Here is a 24,282-nt window from a genome sequence, read left to right as displayed (position 1 = left end):
ATAACGCATTAAAATAATCATGTACAGCCATAAAAAGCCGTTCACCTGCCAATTATTCACGCTGCTGACCCTGCTATGTGGTCTGGTAGCCGTGTGTTTTGCGCAGCTCGCGTGGGCTGATGATTATTTTAACCCGGCACTGCTGGATATTGACAACCCTCAGCAGACCAAAACGGATCTCTCCGTATATGAAAAAGGGCCTGGACAGGCGCCGGGGAAATACCAGGTCGCGATCTATATTGATAATAATAAAATCGACACCCGTGACGTGACGTTTACATTGCAGCAGGATGGCCGGGGCAACAGTTCACTTCAGCCTTGTTTTAGCCTCGAAGAGTTAAAAAGTCTGGGCATCAAAACCCAAAAATATCCGCAATTAATGGCAAAGGGCTCGTGTGCCGACTGAAGCGCCATCCCTTCGGCATCAGCCTCGTTCCACGTTCGGAATCAACAGCTGCTCCTGAGCATACCGCAAACGGCACTGGGCCAGGTGCCACGCGGCTATATCGATCCCAAAGAGTTTGATGAAGGGATCACCGCAGGCTTATTAAACTACAGCGCCAACGCCAGCCAGAGCCACGCTCGCCAGCAGGGCGAAGAGGATAACAGCAGCCAGTATGTCAATTTGCGCCCGGGCTTTAATGTCGGGGCCTGGCGCGTACGCAACTATTCCACCTGGAATCGCAGCACGACGGGCAAGGAAGAACAGCAGAAGTTCTCCTCCGTCTATACCTATGCCCAGCGCGATATCGTGTCGATGAAAAGCGATCTCACCGTCGGGCAGAGCTCTTCGCCTGCCGATGTGTTCGACAGCGTGCCCTATACCGGGGTGCAGATTAACTCCGACAGCGACATGCTGCCGGACAGCGAAAAAGGCTATGCGCCGATTATTCGCGGAACGGCGCACAGTAACGCGCTGGTGATGGTTCGCCAGAACGGCTATGTCATTTACCAGAACACCGTTGCCCCCGGCGCGTTTGAAATTAACGATCTCTACCCTACCGGCAGCAGCGGCGATCTGCAGGTGACCGTAAAAGAGACCGACGGAAGCGAAAGCCACTTTGTGGTGCCCTACGCGTCGGTGCCGGTATTGCAGCGTGAAAAAAACCTGCGCTACAGCGTAACCGCAGGCCGCTACCGCTCGTATGACAGCGACGTCGAGAAAACACCGTTTGCCCAGGGGAGCGTAATTTACGGCTTACCTTACGGATTCACCGCCTACGGCGGCGTGCAGCAGAGCAGCCATTATCAGTCTCAGGTGGTGGGTGTCGGTAAAAACATGGGAGATTTAGGTGCCTTCTCGCTCGACGTCACCCGCGCAAAAGCGCTGTTGAAAAAACAGCAGTCCAGCAAAGGGCAGTCTGCGCGCCTCCGCTACAGCAAAGATTTTGCGGGATCGGGGACGAATTTTTCCGTGGCGGGCTATCGCTACAACAGCAAAGGGTTTTACACGCTGGAAGACACCATGGAATCCTATACCCGCTCGGATGACTGGTCGGCACCGCAGCAGCGCCGCGAGCGTGAAGAAGCCACCATCGACCAAACCCTGCCCGAAGGCTGGGGCTCAATGACGCTGAGCCTGGTCAAAGAGACCTACTGGAGCCAGAGCCAGAACATGACCTCAATGAGCGTCAGCTACAACAACAGCTGGCACGGCGTGAGCTACAGCCTGAGCTACAGCATGAACAAGAATACCGACGCCAGCGATGAAAACGGCAATTCCGTCTCCAACGACAACCAGTTTTCACTGAGCGTCTCCGTGCCGCTCGATCGCTGGATGCATAACACCTGGGCAACCTACAACCTGAACAATACCAAAGACGGCACGACGCAGAACATTGGCCTTAACGGCACGGCGCTGGCCGAAGATAACCTGAACTGGAACATCCAGGAGGGGCTTAGCCGCACCGGTAGCGGAAACTCGACCAGCATGAACGCTGACTACAAAGGCACCTACGGCGAGCTCAGCGGCGGCGTGAGTCAGGACAACTATCAGCAGAGCGTAAACGTCGGCGTGCAGGGTGGCGTTATCGCCCACGCCAACGGCATAACGCTGAGCCAGCCGCTCGGCGAAACAATTGCACTGGTCAAAGCGCCGGGCACCCATGGTACGCACATTGCCAACCAGACCGGCGTTGAAACCGACTTCCGCGGCTATACCGTGGTGCCGTTCGTCACGGCCTACCGCCATAACACGATTGCCCTGGACACCGAAACGCTGCCGGACGACGCCGACGTTACCCACGCCGCGCAGGTTGTTACCCCGACCCGCGGTGCGGTGGTGCGCGCCAGCTTTAACACCCGCGTGGGGAACCGGGTATTGATGGTGCTCACGCAAAACGGGAAACCGCTGCCCTTTGGCGCAACGGTGACCACCGACGATAAGGACAGCGAATTTATCGTGGGCAGCGGCGGCCAGACCTACCTCTCCGGCATGCCACAGCGCGGCACGCTCTCCGTTTCGTGGGGTGAAGGTGCCGGCGAACATTGCGTCGCTGAATACGCCCTCACGGATGAGAAAGACAAAAACAGCATCATTAACGCTGCCGCGCAGTGTCATTGATTCACCGTAAAGGTTGACCTTATGCAGATTGTAAAACAACTGGTGTTCTTATTCGTGCTCGGCCTGTCGGCGCTATTCATGCCCCATGCAAAGGCCGAATGTACGACGCCCGATATGCCAAAGTTGCTAAACGTGGCAACCATATCGGTACCCAGCACGTTGCCCGTGGGCGAAAGTATTCCCGGAACGGAACAAACCGTTCACGTTGCGGGAAGCTGCGACCACGCCTATGAAGCCGGTCAGGAAATTGTCTCCTGCTACTACGGCACCGGCACCGAAATTCCGGGCCTCGCCGGCGTGTACGGTACCGGCGTGGAGGGGATTGGCATTGCGCTGGTCAACGACAAAGGCCAGCGGATAACGGGCGCGGGTGGGGTCTATTGCGATTCGCGCAGTACACCCATTGGCTACATCTCAAATGATGATGCGCGAAACTTCAGCTTCGATGTCACCCTTGAACTGATAAAAACCAGCAATGCGGTAAGCTCGGGTACGCTTTCAATTGACCAGACAAAGTTTGGGATTGGCGTTTATGGCATGGACGGGATTGGTTCTCCGAACACCGTATCTTACGCTGGCGACGTCAATATTCAGGAGGTGACCTGTTCGGTTTCCCCTAAAAACCTCACCGTTGTACTAGGCGATTTTCCGGTCAGCGATTTTATCGGCATCGGCACGCTTTCCATGCCGGCACAGGAGTTTAACGTAACGGTCAACTGTAACGCCACGGTACAGCCTGAAGTGAAAATCACCAGCGCTAACGGCTATGAGACCGGCTACGCTGGGGTGATCAAACTCACTCAGCAGCCCGGAATGGCCACCGGGGTCGGGGTGCGAATGTTGTTCGACAACGATATCGCCACCTTCGATCAATACGTCACGACCTCCAGCGAGGCCGTTGCCAACCAGACGCTGGATATTCCTTTCCAGGTGCGCTACCAGCAAATCAGCGACGAGGTCACGCCCGGCCCGGCCAACACCGTAGCCACCATAACTCTGGCCTATAAGTGACGATGATGAAAAAAATAGTGCTTTTCGTTGGGATGGGCCTGATGACGCAGGCCTGGGCGGATGATATCCAGGTTCAGATGGTCGGGAATATCTATGCCAATACCTGCGTGATCGACAGCGCCAGCAAAAACTTAACCGTCGACCTCGGCCAGACAGCGTCCGGCAATTTTAAAGACGTGGGGGATACGGGCGAATGGAAAGAATTTTCGCTGAACGTCTCGCATTGTCCCAAAACGCTGACGCTGGCAACGGCCTTTTTCTATGGCCAGGCAGACAGCCTGCACCCGACAAAATTTGCCAACATCGGCAGCGCAAAAGGGCTGGCGCTTGAGCTGGCGGACCGGCAGGACAATATCCTCATCGCCCCGCAGGCGAGCTTTAACGCGCTGATTAATCAAAACGATCACACGGCCACCTTCCCTCTCGCCGCACGCTACTACGCCACCTCCATGCCGGTGAGCGCGGGGACGTTCAGCAGCGTGGTGCAGGTGACCTTCACTTACCAGTAGGACCGCGCCCCTTAGCACGGATGCTTTTCCTGCGCCCGGCGGTCAGTGTTGCCGGGCGTTTTTTTACCTCGGGCACCTCTGGCTGTTCAATCGGAAAGATCGGCAGCGCGTTCAGCAACCGTTGGCCGTAATTTTTGGTGAGCAGACGTTTGTCATAAATCACCACCTCCCCCCAGCAGCCGTGGCTACGGATCAGACGCCCGACCTGCTGAATGAGGTTAAACGACGCCGCAGGTAAACTTTGCACCTCAAACGGATAGCGATTGAGGCTTTTCAACCACTCGCCTTCGGTGATGACGACCGGGCTGTCGATGGGCGGGAAGGCAATTTTATGAATATGCACCTGCGTCAGGTAATCGCCCTTCAAATCCAGACCTTCCGCGAAGGACTGTAATCCCACCAGCACGCTGCGCTCGCCGTTATCGATACGTTTGCGGTGCGTTTCCACCAGCCGGTAGCGCGGCTGATCGCCCTGCACCAGCAGGAGTAAACGCAGATCGGTGACGTGCTCCAGGAAGCGCTGCATCGCGCGCCCGCTGGCAAACAGCACCAGCATGCCGGGGTATTTTCTGCTCTCAACCTGTTCGCGGAAGTAGGCCGCCATTTCCGCAATGTGCTGCTCTTCGTTGTCGATCAGCGGCTCGAATTTCATGCGCGGGATCACCAGCTTCCCCTGCTCGCAGTGGTTAAACGGCGAGTCCAGCGCGACAAAACGATCGCCCGCTTTCTCTTTAAGCCCGCTCATTTCCTGCAAACGCGAAAAACTGTTCAGGGAGCGCAGCGTGGCGGAGGTCACCACCACGTGCGGCACGCTGCGCCAGATGAGCTTTTCCAGCTGATCGGCCACGCGGATGCCCACGCAGTGGAAAAAGAGGTGCACCTGCCCGTCCCGCTCTTCGCGGGTGGCCCATTTGGTGACCGGCGCGCCGGACGCCTGCGCCATCGAGGCCAGCCGCCAGAGCTTGCTCTGCGCTTCGAACATGCCGAGCGCACGGTTCATCTGCAGCAGGATGCGGTGCAGACGCACCACGTCATGCGAGCCGGTTTTCTCGCTCAGATCGTTTAAGAACATCTCCGCCAGCCCGCGCAGCTTTTCGAGATGCTTCGCCAGCTGCTGGCAAATCTCCATCACCTCTTCAGGTAGCTCACCCATCGCAAAGCGGTGTTCAGCTTCCTGCGTTTGCGGAAGATAAAGATTCAAAATGTTGTTGAGCGAGGCAATCAGGCTGTAGACCTCTTCACAGTGGTCGCTCAGCCGCTCCGGCACCGCCAGCGGCGGCGTGGTTTTCGGGCGAAACTGCTCCATGCAGGTGGCGACAAGCTTGCAGAAGAGATCGAGCTGCAGGCGGAACCAGGGGGCGGTAATTTCTGCGCTCATCTCCAGCGCGTCGCGCGCCACGTCGGGCAGATGGTGGCCTTCGTCGAGCACCAGCAGCAGGTTTTTGGGTTCCGGCAGCACCGCTTCGCTCTCCAGCGCGGCCATCACCAGCGCGTGGTTAGCCACCACCACTTCCGCCTCCTGAATTTCGCGTCGGGCGACGAAGAACGGGCATTCGCGGTAGTAGTGGCAGTTGCGGTTCAGGCAGCTGGCTTTGTCCGTGCTGAGCCTGCGCCATAGATCGTCGCTGATGGCCTTATCGGTATGATCGCGCAGGCCGTCCCACTTATAGCCGTCAAGATCGACCTTGAGCGTGGCGCAGAGCTCCTGCTCGGCCTTGTTGTTCGGCGTGAGATCGTCGTCGAGGAAGGCCAGCAGATCCTGCTGCGTCGCTTCGCTGCTGGCCAGCCCCGCCAGGTTTCGCGGACACACGTAGCGCCCGCGTCCAAAGGCGGCGGTAAAGCGCAGGTCGGGGATGATTTTGCGCAGCAGCGGTAAATCTTTGCTGAAGATCTGATCCTGCAGCGCCACGTTGGCGGTGCTGACCACCAGCGTTTTGTCCTCTTCCCGCGCAATCGCGATGCCGGGAATGAGATACGACAAGGTTTTCCCGACGCCGGTTGGGGCTTCAATCGCCAGATGTCGCCCGTCGTCCCCGGCGAGCGTTTTGGCCACGTCAGCAATCATCTGCCGCTGCGGCGCTCGGGGGATAAAGTCGGGGATCTGCTGTTGTAGCGCCTTATACCATGCGCCAATTTGCGCCTTGAGCGCAGCGGTTAAAGCCATCGGAAAACCTGAAATACTGTATAAACAGCCACTATTGTGGCACTTTCTCTTCGCAGCCGCAAAAAGAAAAGCCCGGCTTTACGACCGGGCTTCCAGATTACTGCGGGTTAGCAGGCTTGCGCGGGCGGCGTCGGCGCAGCCCTTCTCCTGCCGGCTTGCCTTCGCCGCTGCGCCACGGATTGTCACCGGCCGGTTTGCTGTCGTTGCTACGACGCGGCGGTTTGCCCGCGGACTTCGGCGCGCCGCCTTCGGCACGGCGCGGCTGCTGACCGCGACCACCGCCGCCTTGACCGCGACCGCCCTGGCGACCGTTCTGAATCGGCTCGGCTTTGATCGACGGATCCACTTCATACCCCGGGGTTTCGATACGCGGGATCTCTTTCTTCAGCAGACGTTCGATATCGCGCAGCAGCTTGTGCTCGTCCACGCAAACCAGAGAGAGCGCTTCACCGGTTGCCGCCGCACGACCGGTACGGCCGATACGGTGCACGTAGTCTTCCGGCACGTTTGGCAGCTCGTAGTTCACCACGTGCGGCAGCTCTTCAATATCGAGGCCACGGGCAGCAATGTCGGTTGCCACCAGCACGCGGATGTCGCCAGATTTGAAGTCCGCCAGCGCACGGGTACGCGCGCCCTGGCTCTTGTTGCCGTGGATCGCCGCGCTGCGGATGCCGTCTTTATTCAGCTGTTCCGCCAGGTGGTTCGCGCCGTGCTTGGTGCGGGTAAAGACCAGCACCTGCTGCCAGTTACCCTGGCCGATCATCTGGGAGAGCAGTTCGCGCTTGCGCTTTTTATCCACAAAGTGAACGTGCTGCGTCACCTGCTCAGAAGCGGTGTTGCGGCGCGCCACTTCCACTTCCAGCGGGTTATGCAGCAGCTTTTCCGCCAGCGCCTTGATCTCGTCGGAGAAGGTCGCGGAGAAGAGCAGATTCTGACGACGCGGTGGCAGCTTGGCCAGCACGCGGCGAATATCGTGAATAAAGCCCATGTCGAGCATGCGGTCGGCTTCGTCCAGCACCAGAATTTCGATGTTATCCAGCTTCACCGCGTTCTGGTGTTCCAGATCCAGCAGACGGCCCGGCGTTGCCACCAGCACGTCCACGCCGCCGCGCAGCTTCATCATCTGCGGGTTGATGCTGACACCGCCGAACACCACCAGCGAGCGAATGTTGAGATAGCGGCTATAGTCACGCACGTTCTCGCCAATCTGCGCGGCCAGTTCGCGGGTTGGGGTGAGGATCAGCGCACGAACCGGACGACGGCCTTTGGCGTGCGGCTGGTTTTTTACCAGCAGCTCTAACAGCGGCAGCGTAAAGCCCGCGGTTTTACCGGTGCCGGTCTGGGCGCTGGCCATCAGGTCACGGCCCTGAAGAACGGCAGGAATAGCCTGCTGCTGGATTGGGGTTGGCTCAACGTAGCCCTGCTCTGCGATCGCGCGCAGAATTTCCGGGTTCAGGCCAAGGGAATCAAAAGACATAAAAACTCCGAACCGCCCCGACCATCACAGGTGTAGTTTTCAGGGAGATATAACAATTAGGAGGACAAAAACCACAATGTCGCGAAGGGGCGGAGTGTAGCAGCTTTTGTGACGTGGCGCATAAAATATCCCTCCGCGTTCCCTCGACGTAAGCGTGAATCAGGCATAATCTTAATCAATCGATTGATTAATTTTTAATGCCGCCATGAATACAACACCCACAACAACCAAAGGTGAACAGGCCAAAAACCAGCTTATTGCCGCCGCGCTGGCGCAGTTTGGTGAGTACGGGCTGCATGCGACCACGCGCGATATCGCCGCGCTGGCCGGGCAAAACATTGCGGCGATTACCTACTATTTTGGCTCAAAAGAGGATTTATATCTCGCCTGCGCCGAGTGGATTGCCGATTTTATCGGCACGCAGTTTCACCCTCACGTCGAGGAGGCCACCGCGCTGCTCAGCCAGCCGTCGCCCGATCGCGAGGCCATCCGCCAGCTGATCCTCAATGCCTGCCACAACATGATCCGCGTGCTGACCCACGACGATACGCTCAACCTGAGCAAGTTTATCTCCCGCGAGCAGCTCTCCCCCACTGCCGCCTATCAGCGGGTACACGATCGGGTCATTGCCCCGATGCATACCCACCTGACCCGGCTGATCGCCGCCTATACCGGGCGGGATGCCAACGATACCGCGACAATTTTGCATACCCACGCCCTGCTGGGTGAAATCCTTGCCTTCCGTCTGGGCCGGGAAACCATCCTGTTACGCACCGGCTGGACACAATTTGATGAGGATAAAGCCGCGCAGATCGGTGAGGTGATCGCCTGTCATCTCGATCTGATCCTGCAAGGCTTAACGCAAAGGAGCCTGAAGTCATGAAAAAACCTGTCGCCATCATTCTGGTGGTTGTTGTTTTGCTTGCCGCGGGCGTCGGTGGATGGCTGTGGTACCAGAGCCATCAGGATAAAGGCCTGACGCTGTACGGTAACGTGGATATTCGCACGGTGAACATGAGCTTCCGCGTCGGCGGCCGTCTCGCCGCGCTGAGCGTTGACGAAGGCGATGCCATTAAAACCGGGCAGACGCTGGGAATGCTGGACAAAGCGCCCTATGAAAATGCGTTGCTGCAGGCCAAAGCGGGCGTCTCCGTTGCGCAGGCGCAGTATGACCTGATGCTGGCCGGCTATCGCGACGAAGAGATCGCTCAGGCCGCGGCGGCCGTCAAACAGGCGCAGGCGGCCTATGACTACGCGCAGAACTTCTACGCTCGCCAGCAGGGGCTGTGGAAAAGCCGAACCATTTCCGCAAATGACCTGGAAAATGCGCGTTCCTCCCGCGACCAGGCGCAGGCAACGCTGAAATCCGCGCAGGATAAGTTAAGCCAGTACCACACCGGTAACCGCCCGCAGGATATCGCCCAGGCGAAAGCCAGCCTTGAACAGGCTCAGGCGCAACTGGCCCAGGCGGAGCTGGATCTGCACGACACCACGCTCATCGCACCGTCTGACGGCACGCTGATGACCCGCGCCGTGGAGCCGGGCAGCATGCTCAGCGCGGGCAGCACCGTGTTAACCCTCTCCCTGACCCGCCCGGTCTGGGTACGTGCCTACATTGATGAGCCTAATCTCGGCCAGATGCAGCCGGGCCGCGAGCTGCTGCTCTATACCGACGGTCGCCCGGACAAGCCGTATCACGGCAAGGTGGGCTTTGTCTCCCCTACCGCCGAATTCACGCCGAAAACAGTAGAAACGCCGGACCTGCGTACCGACCTGGTGTATCGCCTGCGCATCATCGTGACTGATGCGGATGACGCCCTGCGCCAGGGCATGCCCGTCACCGTAAAAGTGAACAGCGGGGAACGACATGAATGATGCGGTTATCCAGCTCAACAATCTGGTCAAACGCTTCGCAGGGATGGACAAACCGGCGGTCGCGCCGCTGAACTGCACCATCCAGAAAGGCTATGTCACCGGCCTGGTCGGCCCGGACGGTGCGGGAAAGACCACGCTGATGCGCATGCTGGCGGGGCTGCTGAAGCCGGATGAAGGATCGGCCAGCGTGCTGGGCCTTGACCCGATAAAAGATGACGGCGCGCTCCACGCCATGCTCGGCTATATGCCGCAGAAGTTTGGCCTGTATGAAGACCTGACGGTGATGGAAAACCTGAACCTGTACGCCGACCTGCGCAGCGTCACCGGCGAAGCCCGACAGAAGACCTTCGCCCGCCTGCTGGAATTTACCTCCCTTGGCCCGTTCACCGACCGGCTGGCGGGCAAGCTTTCCGGTGGGATGAAGCAGAAGCTGGGTCTGGCCTGCACGCTGGTGGGCGAGCCAAAAGTGCTGCTGCTGGACGAGCCCGGCGTGGGCGTCGACCCGATATCGCGCCGCGAGCTGTGGCAGATGGTACACGAGCTGGCGGGCGACGGGATGCTGATCCTCTGGAGCACCTCCTACCTCGACGAAGCGGAACAGTGCCGGGACGTGCTGCTGATGAACGAAGGTGAACTGCTTTATCAGGGCGAGCCGACGACGCTGACGCAGAGCATGGCCGGGCGCAGCTTCCTGCTGCACAGCTCGCAGGCGTCCAACCGCTCGCTGCTGCAGCGGGTGCTCAAGCTGCCGCAGGTCAGCGACGGAATGATTCAGGGCCGCTCGGTGCGGGTGATCCTCAAAAAAGAGGCCACCGTCGACGATATTCGCCATGCCCCCGGCATGCCTGAGATCGACATGGAAGAGACAGCGCCGCGTTTCGAAGATGCGTTTATCGACCTGCTGGGCGGCGCGGGGACGTCCGAGTCGCCGCTTGGCGCAATTCTGCACACGGTGGACGGCACGCCGGGCGAAACGGTGATCGAAGCCAAATCCCTCACCAAAAAGTTCGGGGATTTCGCCGCCACCGATAACGTCAATTTCGCGGTAAAACGCGGCGAGATTTTTGGCCTGCTTGGACCGAACGGCGCGGGAAAATCGACCACCTTTAAGATGATGTGTGGCCTGCTGGTGCCGACGTCCGGCAAAGCGCTGGTGCTGGATATGGATCTGAAGGTCAGCTCCGGCAAGGCGCGCCAGCATCTGGGCTATATGGCGCAGAAGTTCTCGCTGTATGGCAACCTGACGGTCGAGCAGAATCTGCGCTTTTTCTCTGGCGTGTATGGCCTGCGCGGACGGGCGCAGAACGAGAAGATCCGCCGCATGAGCGACGCCTTCGGGTTAACGACGATTGCTTCCCACGCCACCGACGAACTGCCGCTCGGCTTTAAGCAGCGGCTGGCGCTGGCCTGCTCGCTGATGCACGAGCCGGATATTCTGTTTCTGGATGAGCCGACCTCCGGCGTTGATCCCCTCACCCGCCGCGAGTTCTGGCTGCATATCAACAGCATGGTGGAAAAAGGGGTGACCGTGATGGTGACCACCCACTTCATGGACGAGGCGGAGTACTGCGACCGCATCGGGCTGGTGTATCGCGGCAAGCTGATTGCCCACGGTACCCCAGACGACCTGAAAAACCAGGCCGCCGACGATGAGGTCCCGGACCCGACCATGGAGCAGGCGTTTATCACCCTCATCCACGACTGGGATAAGGAGAATACCCATGCGCAGTAACGCCATTTCCTGGCGCCGGGTGCGCGCGTTGTGCATAAAAGAGACGCGGCAGATCGTGCGTGACCCCAGCAGTTGGCTGATTGCGGTGGTGATCCCCCTGCTGCTGCTGTTTATCTTTGGCTACGGCATTAACCTGGACTCCAGCAAGCTGCGGGTCGGGATTTTGCTGGAGCAGCAGAGCGAGGAGGCGCTGGACTTCACCCACGCCATGACCGGCTCGCCCTACATTGACGCCACCATCAGCGATAATCGTCAGGAACTGATCCAGAAGATGCAGGCCGGGAAAATTCGCGGTCTGATCGTCATTCCTGTGGATTTTGCCGCCAATATGGCGCGGGCGAATACCGATGCGCCGATCCAGGTGATCACCGACGGCAGCGAGCCAAACACCGCGAACTTCGTGCAGGGCTACGCGGAGGGGATCTGGCAGCTCTGGCAGATGCAGCGGGCGGAAGATCGGGGTGAAGAATTTAAACCGCTCATCGACGTGCAGACGCGCTACTGGTTTAACCCCGCCGCCATCAGCCAGCACTTTATTATTCCGGGCGCGGTGACGATTATCATGACGGTCATTGGCGCGATTCTGACCTCGCTGGTGATCGCCCGCGAGTGGGAGCGCGGCACCATGGAGGCGCTGCTTTCAACCGAAGTGACGCGCGTCGAGCTGCTGCTGTGCAAGCTTATTCCCTACTACTTCCTCGGCATGCTGGCGATGCTGCTCTGTATGCTGGTGTCCGTCTTTATCCTCGGCGTGCCGTATCGCGGCTCGCTGGTGGTGCTGTTCTTTATCACCAGCCTGTTTTTACTCAGCACGCTGGGGATGGGGCTGCTCATCTCCACCATCACCCGCAACCAGTTTAACGCGGCCCAGGTGGCCCTCAACGCCGCCTTTTTGCCGTCGATTATGCTGTCCGGCTTTATCTTCCAGATAGACAGCATGCCTGCCGTGATCCGCGCCGTGACCTACGTGATTCCGGCGCGCTACTTTGTGAGCACGCTGCAGAGCCTGTTCCTGGCAGGGAATATTCCGGTGGTGCTGATCGTCAACACGCTGTTTTTACTGGCGTCTGCGGCGATGTTTATCGGGTTAACGTGGATGAAAACCAAACGGCGGTTAGATTAAGGAGCGCGCATGTTTCACCGTTTATGGACGTTAATACGCAAAGAGCTGCAATCCCTGCTGCGCGAGCCGCAAACCCGCGCCATTCTGGTGTTGCCGGTGCTGATCCAGGTTTTACTGTTCCCGTTTGCCGCCACGCTGGAGGTGACCAACGCCACCATCGCCATTTACAACGAAGACAACGGCAAACACGCCGTCGAGCTAACGCAGCGCTTTGCGCGTGCGAAAGCCTTTACCCACATCCTGCTGCTGAAAAGCCCGCAGGAGATCCAGCCTACCATCGACACGCAAAAAGCGCTGCTGCTGGTGCGGTTCCCGGCGGATTTTTCCCGTAATCTGGATACCTTCCAGACCGCGCCGCTGCAGCTGATCCTCGACGGACGCAACTCCAACAGCGCCCAGATCGCGGCCAACTATCTGCAGCAGGTCGTGAAGGATTACCAGCAGGAGCTGATGGACGGCAAACCGAAGCCCAACAACAGCGAACTGGTGGTGCGCAACTGGTATAACCCGAATCTGGACTACAAGTGGTTTGTGGTGCCGTCGCTGATCGCCATGATCACCACCATCGGGGTGATGATTGTGACCTCTCTCTCCGTCGCCCGCGAGCGCGAACAGGGCACGCTGGATCAGCTGCTGGTCTCCCCGCTCGCCACCTGGCAAATTTTCGTCGGCAAAGCGGTGCCGGCGCTGATTGTCGCGACCTTCCAGGCCACCATCGTGCTGGGGGTGGGAATTTGGGCCTACCAGATCCCGTTCGCCGGATCGCTGGCGCTGTTTTACTTCACGATGGTGATTTACGGGCTGTCGCTGGTGGGGTTTGGGCTGCTGATTTCCGCACTCTGCTCGACGCAGCAGCAGGCGTTTATCGGGGTATTCGTCTTTATGATGCCCGCGATCCTGCTCTCGGGGTACGTCTCACCCGTCGAGAATATGCCGGTGTGGCTCCAGGATCTGACGTGGATAAACCCGATACGACACTTTACGGATATCACCAAGCAGATCTATCTGAAGGATGCGAGTCTGGATATTGTCTGGGGAAGTTTGTGGCCGCTACTGGTCATCGCGGCCACGACGGGCTCAGTGGCGTACGCGATGTTTAGACGCAACATCGCGTAGCTTTTTCTCTTTGGTCAGCAACGAGACCACCGCAGGCCCTGCGAGGATAGCCAGACCCGCCAGAGCCAGCAGCAGGTTGTTTTGCAGGACGCGTGACAGCAGCCACAGGACGATCATCGCTGCACCAAAGTACCAGGTGGTGGTGAGCTCTTCGAGCACATCACCCACCTCACGCCAGCGCGCTTCATGGTGGCGCTGTAAGAACAGCATCGACAGCACGGTGACGCCGTAAAGGACGCATAGCCCCAGGCCAACACGCACCAGCGTGCCGCTCATCCAGCCCATCACCAGTACGGCCACGACCAGTAAATGCAACATTATCTGCCAGCAACTCAGGCCAGTTGCGACACGAACACGTTGTTGCCACTTCATGGCTTCTCTCCTGAAGGATTTTTCTCTGCTTAATCAGACTACCGCACTTTACGGAAAATTCCGTAACGCCGCATCTTTTTGTGACGCCGACTACACTTTATTTTCATTGGGATAGTCACTCAGGAAGGAGCTTATGACGAAAAAAATGCAGCATTTCTCGCTTAAAGTGCTGACGATAAACATTCATAAAGGCTTCACAGCATTTAACCGCCGCTTCATTTTACCGGAGCTGCGCGACGCGGTGCGCACCGTCAGCGCGGATATTGTCTGCCTGCAGGAGGTGATGGGCGCACACGAAGTGCATCCGCTTCACTTTGAGAACTGGCCCGACACGCCGCACTATGAATTTCTGGCCGACACCATGTGGAGTGATTATGCCTACGGCCGCAACGCGGTCTATCCGGAAGGGCATCACGGCAACGCGGTGCTGTCCCGCTACCCCATTGAACATTACGAAAACCGCGACGTTTCCGTCGGGGAGAGCGAAAAACGCGGCCTGCTTTACTGCCGCATTACCCCGCCAGACCTTGAACTGCCCATCCACGTCGGCTGCGTTCACCTGGGCCTGCGCGAAGCCCATCGTCAGGCGCAGCTGAAAATGCTGGCCGAATGGGCCAACGCGCTGCCTGACGGTGAACCTGTTGTCGTGGCAGGCGATTTCAACGACTGGCGCCAGCGGGCAAACCACCCCCTGAAGGTGGAGGCCGGACTGGAGGAAATTTTCACCCGGGCGAACGGCAGGCCTGCGCGCACGTTCCCGGTCCGTTTCCCGCTGCTGCGGCTTGACCGCATCTACGTAAAAAATGCCCATGCCAGCAGCCCGACCGCCCTGGCGCTCCTTAACTGGCGGCATCTTTCCGACCATGCCCCGCTCAGCGCGGAGATCCACCTATGAAATGTTCCTGGCAGGAAGGCAACCGGATCACGCTGCTGGTCAACGGGGACGAGTATTACCCGGCCGTGTTTAAGGCGATTGATCACGCCCAGCAGAAGGTGATCCTCGAAACCTTTATCTGGTTCGAAGACAACGTCGGCAAGCAGCTGCACAGCGTGTTGCTGCGTGCCGCCCAGCGCGGCGTCAAAATTGAAGTGCTGCTGGATGGCTACGGCTCGCCGGACCTCAGCGATGCGTTCGTCAATGAACTGACCGCCGCGGGGGTGGTGTTCCGCTACTACGATCCCGGCCCTCGCCTGTTCGGCATGCGTACCAACCTTTTCCGCCGGATGCACCGCAAAATTGTGGTGGTGGATGAGACGGTGGCGTTTGTCGGCGGCATTAACTACTCCGCTGAGCATATGTCCGACTACGGCCCGGAAGCAAAGCAGGATTACGCCATTCGCATTGAAGGCCCGGTAGTGCAGGATATCTTGCTGTTTGAGCTGGAGAACCTGCCGGGGAAAGAGGCCGTTCGCCGCTGGTGGCGACGCCGCCATCGCCCGGAAGAGAACCGGAAGCCCGGTGAAGCGCAGGCGCTTTTCGTCTGGCGCGACAACGGCGAGCACCGGGATGACATTGAACGCCACTATCTTAAAATGCTGGCCAACGCCAAGCGCGAAGTGATCATCGCCAACGCCTACTTCTTCCCGGGCTATCGCCTGCTGCATGCCATGCGAAATGCTGCAAGACGCGGCGTGCGCGTGAAGCTGATCGTGCAGGGCGAGCCGGATATGCCGATCGTCAAAGTCGGGGCGCGGCTGCTGTATAACTACCTGGTGAAGGGCGGCGTCCAGATCTACGAATACCGCCGTCGGCCGCTGCACGGCAAAGTCGCGCTGATGGACGATCACTGGGCCACCGTGGGCTCCAGCAACCTCGATCCGCTGAGCCTGTCGCTTAACCTTGAAGCCAACCTGATCATTCACGACCGCCAGTTTAACCAGACCCTGCGGGATAACCTGCAGGCGTTGATCGTTAACGACTGCGTGCGCGTGGATGAGTCCATGGTTCCCAAACGCACCTGGTGGAACCTGGGCATCAGCGTGGTGGTGTTCCACTTCCTGCGGCATTTCCCGGCGATGGTCGGCTGGCTGCCGGCGCATACGCCGAAGCTGGCGCAGGTGGACCCGCCGGTACAACCCGAAATGGAAACCCAGGACCGCATAGAAGCGGAAGACGGAGGCAAACCCTGATGTCGAAATCGCATCCACGCTGGCGTCTGGCAAAAAAGATCCTCACCTGGGTATTCTTTATTGCCGTCGCGGTGTTGCTGGTAGTCTACGCGCAGAAAGTGGACTGGGAAGAGGTGTGGAAAGTCATCCGCAACTATAACCGGATGGTGCTGCTGGGCGCGACGGGGCTGGTTATCGTAAGCTACCTGATGTACGGCTGCTATGATCTGCTGGGTCGGGCCTACTGCGGCCACAAGCTGGCCAAACGTCAGGTAATGCTGGTGTCGTTTATCTGCTACGCCTTTAACCTGACGCTGAGCACCTGGGTCGGGGGGATTGGCATGCGCTATCGCCTCTACTCGCGGCTCGGCCTGCCGGGCGGGACCATCACGCGCATTTTTTCCCTGAGCATTACCACCAACTGGCTGGGCTATATTCTGCTCGGCGGGGTGATCTTCACCATCGGCGTGGTGCAGTTGCCCGCGCACTGGTATATCGATGAGGCCACGCTGCGGATTCTGGGCATCGTACTGCTGCTGATTATCGCCGTTTATCTGTGGGCCTGCGCATTTGCCAGACGCCGTCATATGACCATTAAAGGGCAAAAGCTGGTCCTGCCCTCGTGGAAGTTTGCGGTGCTGCAGATGGCGGTTTCCAGCGCCAACTGGATGGCGATGGGAGCCATCATCTGGCTGCTGATCGGCGAGGACGTAAACTACTTCTTCGTGCTGGGCGTGCTGCTGGTGAGCAGTATTGCCGGGGTGATTGTGCATATTCCGGCGGGGATCGGCGTGCTGGAGGCGGTGTTTATTGCCCTGCTGGCCGGGGAGCATGTTTCTCAGGGAACGATTATCGCCGCCCTGCTGGCGTACCGCATGCTGTATTACTTCCTGCCGCTGGCGCTGGCAACGATCTGCTATCTGGTGCTGGAAAGTCGGGCGAAAAAGCTGCGGGCGAAGAATGAGAGGATGCTAGCGAAGTGAATAAGTCGGGTGGCGGCTTCGCCTTACCCGACCTACGGTTCGCGCTTCGTAGGCCGGGTAAGGCGAAACCGCCACCCGGCAAAGCAATCTTAACGACGGTTGCCAAGAATTCGCAGCAGCATCAGGAACAGGTTGATGAAGTCCAGATAGAGCGTCAGCGCGCCCAGAATCGAATATTTGCGCAGGTTTGAACTGTCGCGCACGTCGATCTGCTCGCCGATGTTTTTCAGCTTCTGCGTGTCATAAGCCGTCAACCCGACAAAGAGCACCACCCCGATATAGGTCACGGCCCACATCAGCGCTTCGCTCTTCAGCCACAGGTTCACCAGTGACGCCAGCACAATCCCAATCAGCCCCATAAACAGCATGCTGCCGAAGCCGCTCAGATCGCGCTTCGTGGTGTAACCGTACAGGCTCATCGCACCAAACATCCCGCCGGTGACCACGAAGGTGCTGGCGATGGATGAGTAGGTGTAAACGATAAAGATGCTGGAAAGCGTCAGCCCCGTTAGCGCCGAATAGAGCATAAACAGGGTCGTTGCCATGCCGGCACTCAGCTTGTGCACCAGACCCGAAAGCACAAACACCAGCGCCAGCTGCGCGATGATCAGCCCAAAGAAGGTGATTTTGCTGGAGAAGATAAACATCATCAGCTCCGGCGTATTCGCCGCATACCACGCGATAAACGCGGTAAGCAGCAGGCCAACCGTCATCCAGCCGTACACCTGAGCCATATACGTCTGCAGGCCGCTACGGGTCTGCTGTACTATTGAATCGGAACGCGGAAATCGGTCCATGATTCACTCCTGATTAAGATTAAGTAGACACACTCGTTAAGAGTAACACATCCACGTAAACCGACTACCAACGGCTGGCGGCCTGTTTATCGCTATCGCGAGATTCTACCCAGCGATCGCCTTCCGGCGTGGCTTCGCGCTTCCAGAACGGCGCTTTGGTTTTGAGGAAATCCATAATGAACTCCCCTGCGGCAAACGCGCTGCCGCGGTGGGCGCTGGTCACCCCGACAAAGACAATCTCCTCGCCGGGCCACATCTCGCCGATGCGGTGAATCACCGTGACGCGCCCGAGCGGCCAGCGGTCCCGCGCCTCGTCCACAATCTCCGCCAGCGATTTTTCCGTCATGCCGGGATAATGCTCCAGCGTCAGCGCCTTCACGCTGTCACCAAGGTTGTGGTTGCGCACCTTGCCGGTAAAGGTCACGACCGCGCCGTCTTCATCGCGTTCCGCCAGCCAGCTGTATTCGGTCCCCACGTTAAATCGCTCGGGGCTCACCAGAATGCGGGTTTCAGACATCTTAGCCCCCTGTGACTGGCGGGAAGAAGGCCACTTCATCCCCGGCCTTCAGCGGATGGGTAAGCTCCACCAGCGTCTGGTTAACGGCGGCCAGCAGCTTGCCTTTGTCCAGCGCCAGCGCCCAGCGGTCGCTCTGTGCCGCCAGATGCGCGCGCAGGGCCGCAACGTTTTCAAAAGAGGCATCCAGCGTCAGGCTGTCGGTATTTACCAGCTCGCGCACCTGCGCAAAAAAGAGCACCTTAATCATGGCTGTCCACCTTAAAATCACCGGATTTGCCGCCGCTTTTTGCCAGCAGGCGAACCGGGCCAATCACCATATCTTTCTGCACCGCTTTGCACATGTCGTAGATGGTCAGCGCGGCAACGGAGGCCGCCGTCAGCGCCTCCATCTCCACGCCGGTTTTACCGGTTAAGCGGCACAGCGATTCAATCCGCACGCGATTGTGCTCCGGCTGGGCCTGCAGGTTCACCTCCACCTTGCTCAGCATCAGCGGGTGGCACAGCGGGATGAGATCCCAGGTGCGCTTGGCGGACTGAATACCCGCGATGCGCGCGGTCGCAAAGACATCACCCTTGTGATGGCTGCCGTCGATAATCATCGCCAGCGTTTCTGGCAGCATGGTGACGAACGCTTCGGCGCGCGCCTCGCGCACCGTTTCCGCTTTGGCGGAGACGTCAACCATATGCGCTTCGCCAGCGGCGTTAATGTGGGTCAGTTGTGACATAGCTTATTTCTTTAAATGGGGATGGAAATTACACGGACGGGTACGGGCATCCAGCTGCGGGGCGATGATGTTTTCCCACGCGGTGCGGCAGGCTTTCGTCGAGCCCGGCATGGCGAAAATCAGGGTTTTGTTCGCCACCCCGGCAACGGCGCGCGACTGCAGCGTGGAGGTGCCAATCTCTTCAAAGGAGAGCATGCGGAACACCTCGCCGAAGCCTTCCACCTCGCGGTCAAACAGCGGGAGCAGCGCTTCAGGCGCCTGATCGCCCGCGGTAAAGCCGGTGCCGCCGGTGATCAGCACCACCTGCACCTCATCACTGGCGATCCACTGCGAGACCTGCGCGCGAATGGCGTAGCGGTTCTCCTTCACGATCGCTTTATCAACAATGTTATGCCCCGCGTCATGGGCCGCCTCGCGCAGCCAGTGACCGGAGGTATCATCCTCTTCGCCACGACGGTCGGAAACGGTAAGGATCGCAATGCGTGTCGGGATAAATTCTGCGCTGACCTGACTCATCTTCTGATTCCTTCTTAAGACTGGTTACCCGCCGATGTAAGACAGGTTCTGAGTAATGCCGGTATTGCCCTGATGCAGGAAGTGGGTCTGTTTTTTATGCGTCAGTGCTTCAGAAATGCGCGCTTCAAGCGCGTCCTGCTGCGCATCGTCTTCCAGCAGATCGCGAAGGTCCACGCCGCCGTCGCCGAACAGGCAGAGATGGAGTTTGCCCACGGAAGAGACGCGCAGGCGGTTGCAGCTGGCACAGAAGTCTTTCTCGTAAGGCATGATAAGCCCGATCTCGCCTTCATAATCAGGATGGCAGAAGACCTGTGCCGGACCGTCGCTGCGCTGGCGGATCTGGTGGATCCAGCCGCGTTTTAGCAGCTCGTCGCGCAGCACCATGCCGGAGATGTGATGGCGGCGGAACAGCTCGCTGCCCTCGCCGGTTTCCATCAACTCAATAAAACGCAGCTGAATGGGACGGGATTTGATCCACGCCAGGAAGGTATCGAGCTGGTGATGGTTTACATCACGCATCAGCACCGTGTTGACTTTGACTTTTTCGAAGCCGGCCGCAAATGCTGCATCGATACCGTCCATGACCTGCTGGAATTTATCCTGGCCGGTAATGGCATGGAACTGGCGGGCGTCCAGACTGTCCACGCTGACGTTGATGGCGGTTAAGCCCGCATCGCGCCAGGTGGCCACGTCGCGGGCCATACGGTAGCCATTGGTCGTCACCGCAATCTGGCGGATACGTTCGTTTTCACGCACGGCGGCAATGATGTCGGGGAAATCGCGGCGCAGCGAGGGTTCACCGCCGGTAAGGCGCACTTTTTCGGTGCCGAGTTCAGAGAAGGCGCGCGTGACGCGGCGCACTTCATCCACGGAGAGAAAGCCGTTATTGGTGACGCTGCCCGGTTTGTAGCCGTCGGGCAGGCAGTAGGTGCAACGGAAATTGCACACATCGGTAATCGACAGACGTAAGTAATAAAACTTACGCGCGAAAGCATCAGTAAGTTGTGAAGCCATGTACACCTTTCCAGATCGGGAGGCACAGTCATTTCTTTCTGTACCCTGGTGGCAAATTCGCCACGGCCAGAGCGCCATATCTTTCGACACAGGCACAAGGGCTAGAGTGTATGTTTTCAATGTTGAAAACGTGGTTAGGGCGATAGTAGCGCGGAAATTCGGACAGCGCCATTGTCGCTTTTCGCTATATAATTACGTATATAGCGAATCATTCGCCCATTTTCGCTACAGAATACCTAAAAATCGCACTTTCACATTGATATACGTCATTTTGCATCGGGTGAGGCATCGTCTTTTAGGGGTAGTTAGGTTACTGTTACGCGATCGAACGTGATAAGGAATACGTATGCGCAATCGCACTTTTGCGGATCTTGACCGAGTGGTCGCTCTTGGCGGAGGCCACGGCCTGGGCCGCGTCATGTCCTCATTGTCGTCACTCGGCTCAAGGCTGACAGGGATAGTGACCACCACCGACAACGGCGGCTCAACCGGGCGGATCAGACGTGCCGAAGGCGGCATTGCCTGGGGCGATATGCGCAACTGCCTGAACCAGTTAATTACCGAGCCGAGCGTCGCGTCGGCGATGTTTGAGTACCGTTTTGGCGGCAATGGCGAACTTTCCGGACATAACCTCGGAAATCTGATGTTAAAGGCGCTGGATCACCTGAGCGTAAGGCCTCTCGAAGCCATCAATCTGATCCGTAATCTGCTCAAAGTGGACGCATTCCTGATCCCCATGTCTGAACAACCGGTTGACTTGATGGCTATCGACGCCGAAGGGCATGAAGTTTATGGCGAGGTGAATATTGACCAGCTTCTGCTGCCTCCCAAAGAGCTGATGACTTACCCGAGCGTGCCGGCGACGCGTGAAGCCGTAGAAGCAATTGGCGACGCGGATTTAATTCTGATCGGCCCGGGCAGCTTTTACACCAGCCTGATGCCTATCCTGCTGGTGAAAGAGCTGGCGCAGGCGCTGCGTCGCACCCCTGCGCCAATGGTTTACATCGGTAACCTCGGGCGTGAACTGAGCCCGGCAGCCGCAAGCCTGTCGCTGTCGGATAAACTCAATTTGATGGAGCATTACGTCGGTAAGAAGATCATTGACGGCGTGGTGGTGGGGCCGAAGGTGGATGTATCCGGTATCGGCGATCGTCTGGTGGTGCAGGAGCCGCTGGAGGCCTCAGACATCAAGTATCGCCACGACCGCCATCTGCTGCGCGAGGCGCTGGAGAAGGCGATTCAGGCGCTGGGTTAGATTCGTTTTGTGCGGCCTGATGCCCTCACCCCGGCCCTCTCCCACGGGGAGAGGGAGAAAACAACGCTTTACTCACGATGCCGCGATAAACAGATCCCGCAGCTGATGAAGCTGGTCGCGGATCTGCGCCGCCTCTTCGAACTCCAGGTTCTGCGCGTGCTGCATCATCTGCCCTTCCAGCTCGTGGATTTTCTGCTGCAGCGCTTTTGGCGTCAGCACGACGGTATCTTCTTCCACCACTGAACGCGCCTTGCCGCGGCCTTTCGCTTTGGTTTTGGCGATGTTCTGACCCAGCGCCAGAATATCCACCACCTTCTTGTTCAGCCCCTGCGGGGTAATGCCGTGTTCTTCGTTGTAGCGCTGCTGTTTCTCACGGCGGCGCTCCGTCTCACCAATCGCTTTCGCCATCGACGGGGTAATTTTGTCACCGTACAGAATCGCTTTACCGTTGACGTTACGCGCGGCGCGGCCAATGGTCTGAATCAGCGAACGCTCGGAACGCAGGAAGCCCTCTTTGTCCGCATCCAGAATCGCCACCAGCGAGACCTCCGGCATATCGAGACCTTCTCGCAGCAGGTTAATCCCTACCAGCACGTCAAACTCGCCCAGACGCAGGTCGCGGATAATCTCCATGCGCTCCACGGTATCGATATCCGAGTGCAGATAACGCACCTTCTCGCCGTGCTCTTCAAGATACTCGGTCAGGTCTTCCGCCATACGCTTGGTGAGCGTGGTCACCAGCACGCGCTCGTTGATGGCGGAACGGGCGCGGATCTCAGAGAGCAGGTCGTCCACCTGCGTGGCCACCGGACGCACCTCGATAACCGGATCCAGCAGCCCGGTCGGACGCACCACCTGGTCAACCACCTCATCGCCCGATTTTTCCAGCTCATAGTTGCCCGGCGTGGCCGAGACGTAGATGGTTTGCGGCGCCAGCGCCTCAAACTCTTCAAACTTCATCGGACGGTTATCCAGCGCTGACGGCAGGCGGAATCCGTACTCCACCAGCGTCTCCTTACGCGCCCGGTCGCCACGGTACATCCCGCCGATCTGCGGGATCGTGACGTGGGATTCGTCGATCACCAGCAAACCGTCGGCCGGAAGGTAATCAAACAGCGTCGGCGGCGGCTCGCCCGGCCCGCGCCCGGAGAGGAAGCGGGAGTAGTTTTCAATGCCGGAGCAGTAGCCCAGCTCGTTCATCATCTCCAGGTCGAACTGGGTACGCTGGCTGAGGCGCTGCTCTTCCAGCAGCTTATTGTTCGCCAGCAGCACCTTACGGCGCTCGGCCAGCTCCACTTTGATCTCTTCCATCGCCTGCACGATACGCTCGCGCGGCGTCACGTAGTGCGTTTTCGGGTAGATGGTGAAGCGCTGGATCACCGACTCAACGTGTCCGGTCAGCGGGTCGAAGAGTGACAGGCGTTCGACCTCCTCGTCAAACAACTCGACGCGCAGCGCCATATCGTCCGATTCTGCCGGGAAGATGTCGATCACTTCACCGCGCACGCGGAAGGTGCCGCGCTGGAAGGCCTGGTCGTTGCGGGTGTACTGCAGCTCCGCCAGGCGACGCAAAATCGCGCGCTGGTCAATGATCATCCCCTGCGTCAGGTGCAACATCATCTTGAGATAGAGATCCGGATCGCCCAGACCGTAGATCGCGGAAACCGAGGCGACGACGATCACATCGCGACGCTCCAGAAGCGCCTTTGTGGCCGACAGTCGCATCTGCTCGATGTGTTCGTTCACAGAGGCATCTTTCTCAATGAAGGTGTCAGAGCTCGGCACATAGGCTTCAGGCTGGTAGTAATCGTAGTAGGAGACGAAATACTCTACCGCGTTTTCCGGGAAGAACTCTTTCATCTCGCCGTAAAGCTGCGCCGCCAGGGTTTTATTGGGCGCCAGCACCATCGTTGGGCGCTGGAGATCCGCAATCACGTTGGCAATGGTAAATGTTTTACCCGAGCCGGTGACCCCCAGCAGCGTCTGGTGCGCCAGCCCATCCTCCAGTCCCTCTTCCAGACGACGGATCGCCTCAGGCTGATCGCCAGATGGACGGAAAGCAGAATTCAATTTGAACGGTTTACTCATGGGCGACAACCTGATGACGTTATAAGCGGCAGGTGAGTAATTTTACTCCTTGTTGCCAGGAATGCCAGTAAAAAACACTGGATGAAAAACCAGTAGCATGTCAGGATATTTAGAGTAGCGCCTGAATGATTAGCGCGATAGCGACCAAAATTTGGACTGTGACAACATAAAACACCAGTCAGGTCAGGTTATCCCCAGAACTTTTTCTTTTTTAACATTTGTCAAGCCAGGTAATGATAGTTTTGTGGCAACCGGTGACACTTTCATGACGGGAATTGCTTTTATCTAAGCAATTAAAAACTAAACGATATTTTCTAAAGCCGCGTTTCGCGTCAA

The 24,282-nt window shown here is 58.4% G+C and carries 21 protein-coding genes, 1 pseudogene and 1 riboswitch; of the genes and pseudogenes, 12 read left to right on the top strand and 10 right to left on the bottom strand.

All coding sequences use genetic code 11. The annotated features are described in order from the left end of the window. The first annotated feature begins 19 nt into the window (after positions 1 to 19). From ACMGGQ_RS04780 to ACMGGQ_RS04770, 3 genes and pseudogenes are all read left to right on the top strand, one after another. Positions 20 to 2,563: pseudogene (locus ACMGGQ_RS04780) on the top strand (fimbria/pilus outer membrane usher protein). 21 nt (positions 2,564 to 2,584) lie between these two features. Next, positions 2,585 to 3,574, top strand: coding sequence for a fimbrial protein (locus tag ACMGGQ_RS04775; RefSeq protein ID WP_045909501.1), 990 nt, complete (start codon positions 2,585 to 2,587; stop codon positions 3,572 to 3,574). Between the two features lie 5 nt (positions 3,575 to 3,579). After that, entirely contained in the window at positions 3,580 to 4,083 is a 504-nt protein-coding gene (locus ACMGGQ_RS04770; protein ID WP_262779662.1) for a fimbrial protein, read from the top strand. On the opposite strand, the gene dinG is transcribed toward ACMGGQ_RS04770, so the two are convergent. Both dinG and rhlE read right to left on the bottom strand, forming a co-directional pair. Further along, complete coding sequence (gene dinG / locus ACMGGQ_RS04765; protein ID WP_420289658.1) at positions 4,070 to 6,247, bottom strand: ATP-dependent DNA helicase DinG; 2,178 nt, start codon at positions 6,245 to 6,247, stop codon at positions 4,070 to 4,072. The two genes, ACMGGQ_RS04770 and dinG, sit on opposite strands and share 14 nt — an antisense overlap. A gap of 97 nt (positions 6,248 to 6,344) precedes the next feature. Next, entirely contained in the window at positions 6,345 to 7,724 is a 1,380-nt protein-coding gene (gene rhlE, locus ACMGGQ_RS04760; RefSeq protein ID WP_420289657.1) for an ATP-dependent RNA helicase RhlE, read from the bottom strand. 205 nt (positions 7,725 to 7,929) lie between these two features. On the opposite strand from rhlE, the gene cecR reads away from it, so the two are divergent. Genes cecR through ACMGGQ_RS04735 form a run of 5 tightly spaced genes read left to right on the top strand, consistent with a single transcriptional unit; the run spans position 7,930 to position 13,570 of the window. Further along, positions 7,930 to 8,607: a transcriptional regulator CecR gene (cecR, locus tag ACMGGQ_RS04755; RefSeq protein WP_045909498.1), complete on the top strand. Its 678-nt coding sequence runs from the start codon at positions 7,930 to 7,932 to the stop codon at positions 8,605 to 8,607. Next, positions 8,604 to 9,599 carry a secretion protein HlyD gene (gene hlyD, locus ACMGGQ_RS04750; RefSeq protein WP_024908726.1) on the top strand — a complete coding sequence of 332 codons (996 nt, stop codon included), beginning with the start codon at positions 8,604 to 8,606 and terminating at the stop codon, positions 9,597 to 9,599. Before cecR ends, hlyD begins: the two co-directional genes overlap by 4 nt. Next, on the top strand, positions 9,592 to 11,331 hold the full coding sequence (locus tag ACMGGQ_RS04745; RefSeq protein WP_420289656.1) for an ATP-binding cassette domain-containing protein: 1,740 nt from the start codon (positions 9,592 to 9,594) through the stop codon (positions 11,329 to 11,331). Before hlyD ends, ACMGGQ_RS04745 begins: the two co-directional genes overlap by 8 nt. Beyond that, positions 11,321 to 12,454, top strand: a complete 1,134-nt coding sequence (locus ACMGGQ_RS04740; protein ID WP_045909495.1) for an ABC transporter permease — start codon at positions 11,321 to 11,323, stop codon at positions 12,452 to 12,454. Before ACMGGQ_RS04745 ends, ACMGGQ_RS04740 begins: the two co-directional genes overlap by 11 nt. 9 nt (positions 12,455 to 12,463) lie before the next feature. Next, positions 12,464 to 13,570 (top strand): ABC transporter permease, encoded by a 1,107-nt coding sequence (locus ACMGGQ_RS04735; protein WP_045909494.1) that lies wholly within the window; start codon positions 12,464 to 12,466, stop codon positions 13,568 to 13,570. On the opposite strand, the gene ACMGGQ_RS04730 is transcribed toward ACMGGQ_RS04735, so the two are convergent. Beyond that, positions 13,532 to 13,942, bottom strand: coding sequence for a YbhQ family protein (locus ACMGGQ_RS04730; protein WP_023334980.1), 411 nt, complete (start codon positions 13,940 to 13,942; stop codon positions 13,532 to 13,534). The genes ACMGGQ_RS04735 and ACMGGQ_RS04730 overlap by 39 nt on opposite strands. Positions 13,943 to 14,075: 133 nt before the next feature. On the opposite strand from ACMGGQ_RS04730, the gene ACMGGQ_RS04725 reads away from it, so the two are divergent. From ACMGGQ_RS04725 to ACMGGQ_RS04715, 3 genes are read left to right on the top strand one after another with little or no spacing between them, the layout of a single operon-like run. After that, positions 14,076 to 14,837, top strand: coding sequence for an endonuclease/exonuclease/phosphatase family protein (locus ACMGGQ_RS04725; RefSeq protein ID WP_048222143.1), 762 nt, complete (start codon positions 14,076 to 14,078; stop codon positions 14,835 to 14,837). Continuing rightward, entirely contained in the window at positions 14,834 to 16,072 is a 1,239-nt protein-coding gene (gene clsB, locus ACMGGQ_RS04720; RefSeq protein ID WP_045909491.1) for a cardiolipin synthase ClsB, read from the top strand. The genes ACMGGQ_RS04725 and clsB overlap by 4 nt, the downstream gene beginning before the upstream one ends. After that, entirely contained in the window at positions 16,072 to 17,034 is a 963-nt protein-coding gene (locus tag ACMGGQ_RS04715) for a lysylphosphatidylglycerol synthase domain-containing protein (protein WP_063621219.1), read from the top strand. The genes clsB and ACMGGQ_RS04715 overlap by 1 nt, the downstream gene beginning before the upstream one ends. A gap of 89 nt (positions 17,035 to 17,123) precedes the next feature. Here ACMGGQ_RS04715 and ACMGGQ_RS04710 read toward each other — a convergent pair whose 3' ends face one another. The 6 genes from ACMGGQ_RS04710 to moaA form a co-directional block, all read right to left on the bottom strand. Continuing rightward, entirely contained in the window at positions 17,124 to 17,831 is a 708-nt protein-coding gene (locus ACMGGQ_RS04710) for a Bax inhibitor-1 family protein (RefSeq protein WP_069719576.1), read from the bottom strand. A 64-nt stretch (positions 17,832 to 17,895) separates the two neighbouring features. Next, positions 17,896 to 18,348: a molybdopterin synthase catalytic subunit MoaE gene (gene moaE, locus ACMGGQ_RS04705; protein WP_420289655.1), complete on the bottom strand. Its 453-nt coding sequence runs from the start codon at positions 18,346 to 18,348 to the stop codon at positions 17,896 to 17,898. A gap of 1 nt (position 18,349) precedes the next feature. Then, the gene (gene moaD, locus ACMGGQ_RS04700) at positions 18,350 to 18,595 is read right to left on the bottom strand and encodes a molybdopterin synthase sulfur carrier subunit (protein ID WP_420289654.1); all 246 of its coding nucleotides are present in this window, start codon (positions 18,593 to 18,595) and stop codon (positions 18,350 to 18,352) included. After that, complete coding sequence (moaC, locus tag ACMGGQ_RS04695; RefSeq protein WP_420289653.1) at positions 18,588 to 19,073, bottom strand: cyclic pyranopterin monophosphate synthase MoaC; 486 nt, start codon at positions 19,071 to 19,073, stop codon at positions 18,588 to 18,590. The genes moaD and moaC overlap by 8 nt, the downstream gene beginning before the upstream one ends. A gap of 3 nt (positions 19,074 to 19,076) precedes the next feature. Next, positions 19,077 to 19,589 carry a molybdenum cofactor biosynthesis protein B gene (moaB, locus tag ACMGGQ_RS04690; protein WP_045403780.1) on the bottom strand — a complete coding sequence of 171 codons (513 nt, stop codon included), beginning with the start codon at positions 19,587 to 19,589 and terminating at the stop codon, positions 19,077 to 19,079. A 24-nt stretch (positions 19,590 to 19,613) separates the two neighbouring features. Next, positions 19,614 to 20,603: a GTP 3',8-cyclase MoaA gene (gene moaA, locus ACMGGQ_RS04685; protein WP_104949073.1), complete on the bottom strand. Its 990-nt coding sequence runs from the start codon at positions 20,601 to 20,603 to the stop codon at positions 19,614 to 19,616. Then, a riboswitch (molybdenum cofactor riboswitch) is annotated at positions 20,591 to 20,724 on the bottom strand. It overlaps the preceding gene by 13 nt. A gap of 225 nt (positions 20,725 to 20,949) precedes the next feature. On the opposite strand from moaA, the gene yvcK reads away from it, so the two are divergent. Further along, positions 20,950 to 21,858 carry a uridine diphosphate-N-acetylglucosamine-binding protein YvcK gene (gene yvcK, locus ACMGGQ_RS04680; RefSeq protein ID WP_045909485.1) on the top strand — a complete coding sequence of 303 codons (909 nt, stop codon included), beginning with the start codon at positions 20,950 to 20,952 and terminating at the stop codon, positions 21,856 to 21,858. 72 nt (positions 21,859 to 21,930) lie between these two features. Here the strand turns inward: yvcK and uvrB are convergent, their stop codons facing one another. After that, the gene (uvrB, locus tag ACMGGQ_RS04675) at positions 21,931 to 23,946 is read right to left on the bottom strand and encodes an excinuclease ABC subunit UvrB (protein WP_045909484.1); all 2,016 of its coding nucleotides are present in this window, start codon (positions 23,944 to 23,946) and stop codon (positions 21,931 to 21,933) included. Positions 23,947 to 24,282: the final 336 nt, after the last annotated feature.

It is taken from the genome of Enterobacter sp. BNK-13 (genome assembly GCF_048685015.1).
Classification (GTDB): domain Bacteria; phylum Pseudomonadota; class Gammaproteobacteria; order Enterobacterales; family Enterobacteriaceae; genus Enterobacter; species Enterobacter quasiroggenkampii.
Note: the sequence above shows the minus strand (reverse complement) of the source record. Positions and strands in the feature narration are given on the sequence as shown.

Bases quoted from the DNA above. Each gene is read 5' to 3' on its own strand.
- ACMGGQ_RS04775 (WP_045909501.1), top strand. From the start codon at position 2,585: ATGCAGATTGTAAAACAACTGGTGTTCTTATTCGTGCTCGGCCTGTCG.
- ACMGGQ_RS04770 (WP_262779662.1), top strand. From the start codon at position 3,580: ATGAAAAAAATAGTGCTTTTCGTTGGGATGGGCCTGATGACGCAGGCC.
- dinG (WP_420289658.1), bottom strand. From the start codon at position 6,247: ATGGCTTTAACCGCTGCGCTCAAGGCGCAAATTGGCGCATGGTATAAG.
- rhlE (WP_420289657.1), bottom strand. From the start codon at position 7,724: ATGTCTTTTGATTCCCTTGGCCTGAACCCGGAAATTCTGCGCGCGATC.
- cecR (WP_045909498.1), top strand. From the start codon at position 7,930: ATGAATACAACACCCACAACAACCAAAGGTGAACAGGCCAAAAACCAG.
- hlyD (WP_024908726.1), top strand. From the start codon at position 8,604: ATGAAAAAACCTGTCGCCATCATTCTGGTGGTTGTTGTTTTGCTTGCC.
- ACMGGQ_RS04745 (WP_420289656.1), top strand. From the start codon at position 9,592: ATGAATGATGCGGTTATCCAGCTCAACAATCTGGTCAAACGCTTCGCA.
- ACMGGQ_RS04740 (WP_045909495.1), top strand. From the start codon at position 11,321: ATGCGCAGTAACGCCATTTCCTGGCGCCGGGTGCGCGCGTTGTGCATA.
- ACMGGQ_RS04735 (WP_045909494.1), top strand. From the start codon at position 12,464: ATGTTTCACCGTTTATGGACGTTAATACGCAAAGAGCTGCAATCCCTG.
- ACMGGQ_RS04730 (WP_023334980.1), bottom strand. From the start codon at position 13,942: ATGAAGTGGCAACAACGTGTTCGTGTCGCAACTGGCCTGAGTTGCTGG.
- ACMGGQ_RS04725 (WP_048222143.1), top strand. From the start codon at position 14,076: ATGACGAAAAAAATGCAGCATTTCTCGCTTAAAGTGCTGACGATAAAC.
- clsB (WP_045909491.1), top strand. From the start codon at position 14,834: ATGAAATGTTCCTGGCAGGAAGGCAACCGGATCACGCTGCTGGTCAAC.
- ACMGGQ_RS04715 (WP_063621219.1), top strand. From the start codon at position 16,072: ATGTCGAAATCGCATCCACGCTGGCGTCTGGCAAAAAAGATCCTCACC.
- ACMGGQ_RS04710 (WP_069719576.1), bottom strand. From the start codon at position 17,831: ATGGACCGATTTCCGCGTTCCGATTCAATAGTACAGCAGACCCGTAGC.
- moaE (WP_420289655.1), bottom strand. From the start codon at position 18,348: ATGTCTGAAACCCGCATTCTGGTGAGCCCCGAGCGATTTAACGTGGGG.
- moaD (WP_420289654.1), bottom strand. From the start codon at position 18,595: ATGATTAAGGTGCTCTTTTTTGCGCAGGTGCGCGAGCTGGTAAATACC.
- moaC (WP_420289653.1), bottom strand. From the start codon at position 19,073: ATGTCACAACTGACCCACATTAACGCCGCTGGCGAAGCGCATATGGTT.
- moaB (WP_045403780.1), bottom strand. From the start codon at position 19,589: ATGAGTCAGGTCAGCGCAGAATTTATCCCGACACGCATTGCGATCCTT.
- moaA (WP_104949073.1), bottom strand. From the start codon at position 20,603: ATGGCTTCACAACTTACTGATGCTTTCGCGCGTAAGTTTTATTACTTA.
- yvcK (WP_045909485.1), top strand. From the start codon at position 20,950: ATGCGCAATCGCACTTTTGCGGATCTTGACCGAGTGGTCGCTCTTGGC.
- uvrB (WP_045909484.1), bottom strand. From the start codon at position 23,946: ATGAGTAAACCGTTCAAATTGAATTCTGCTTTCCGTCCATCTGGCGAT.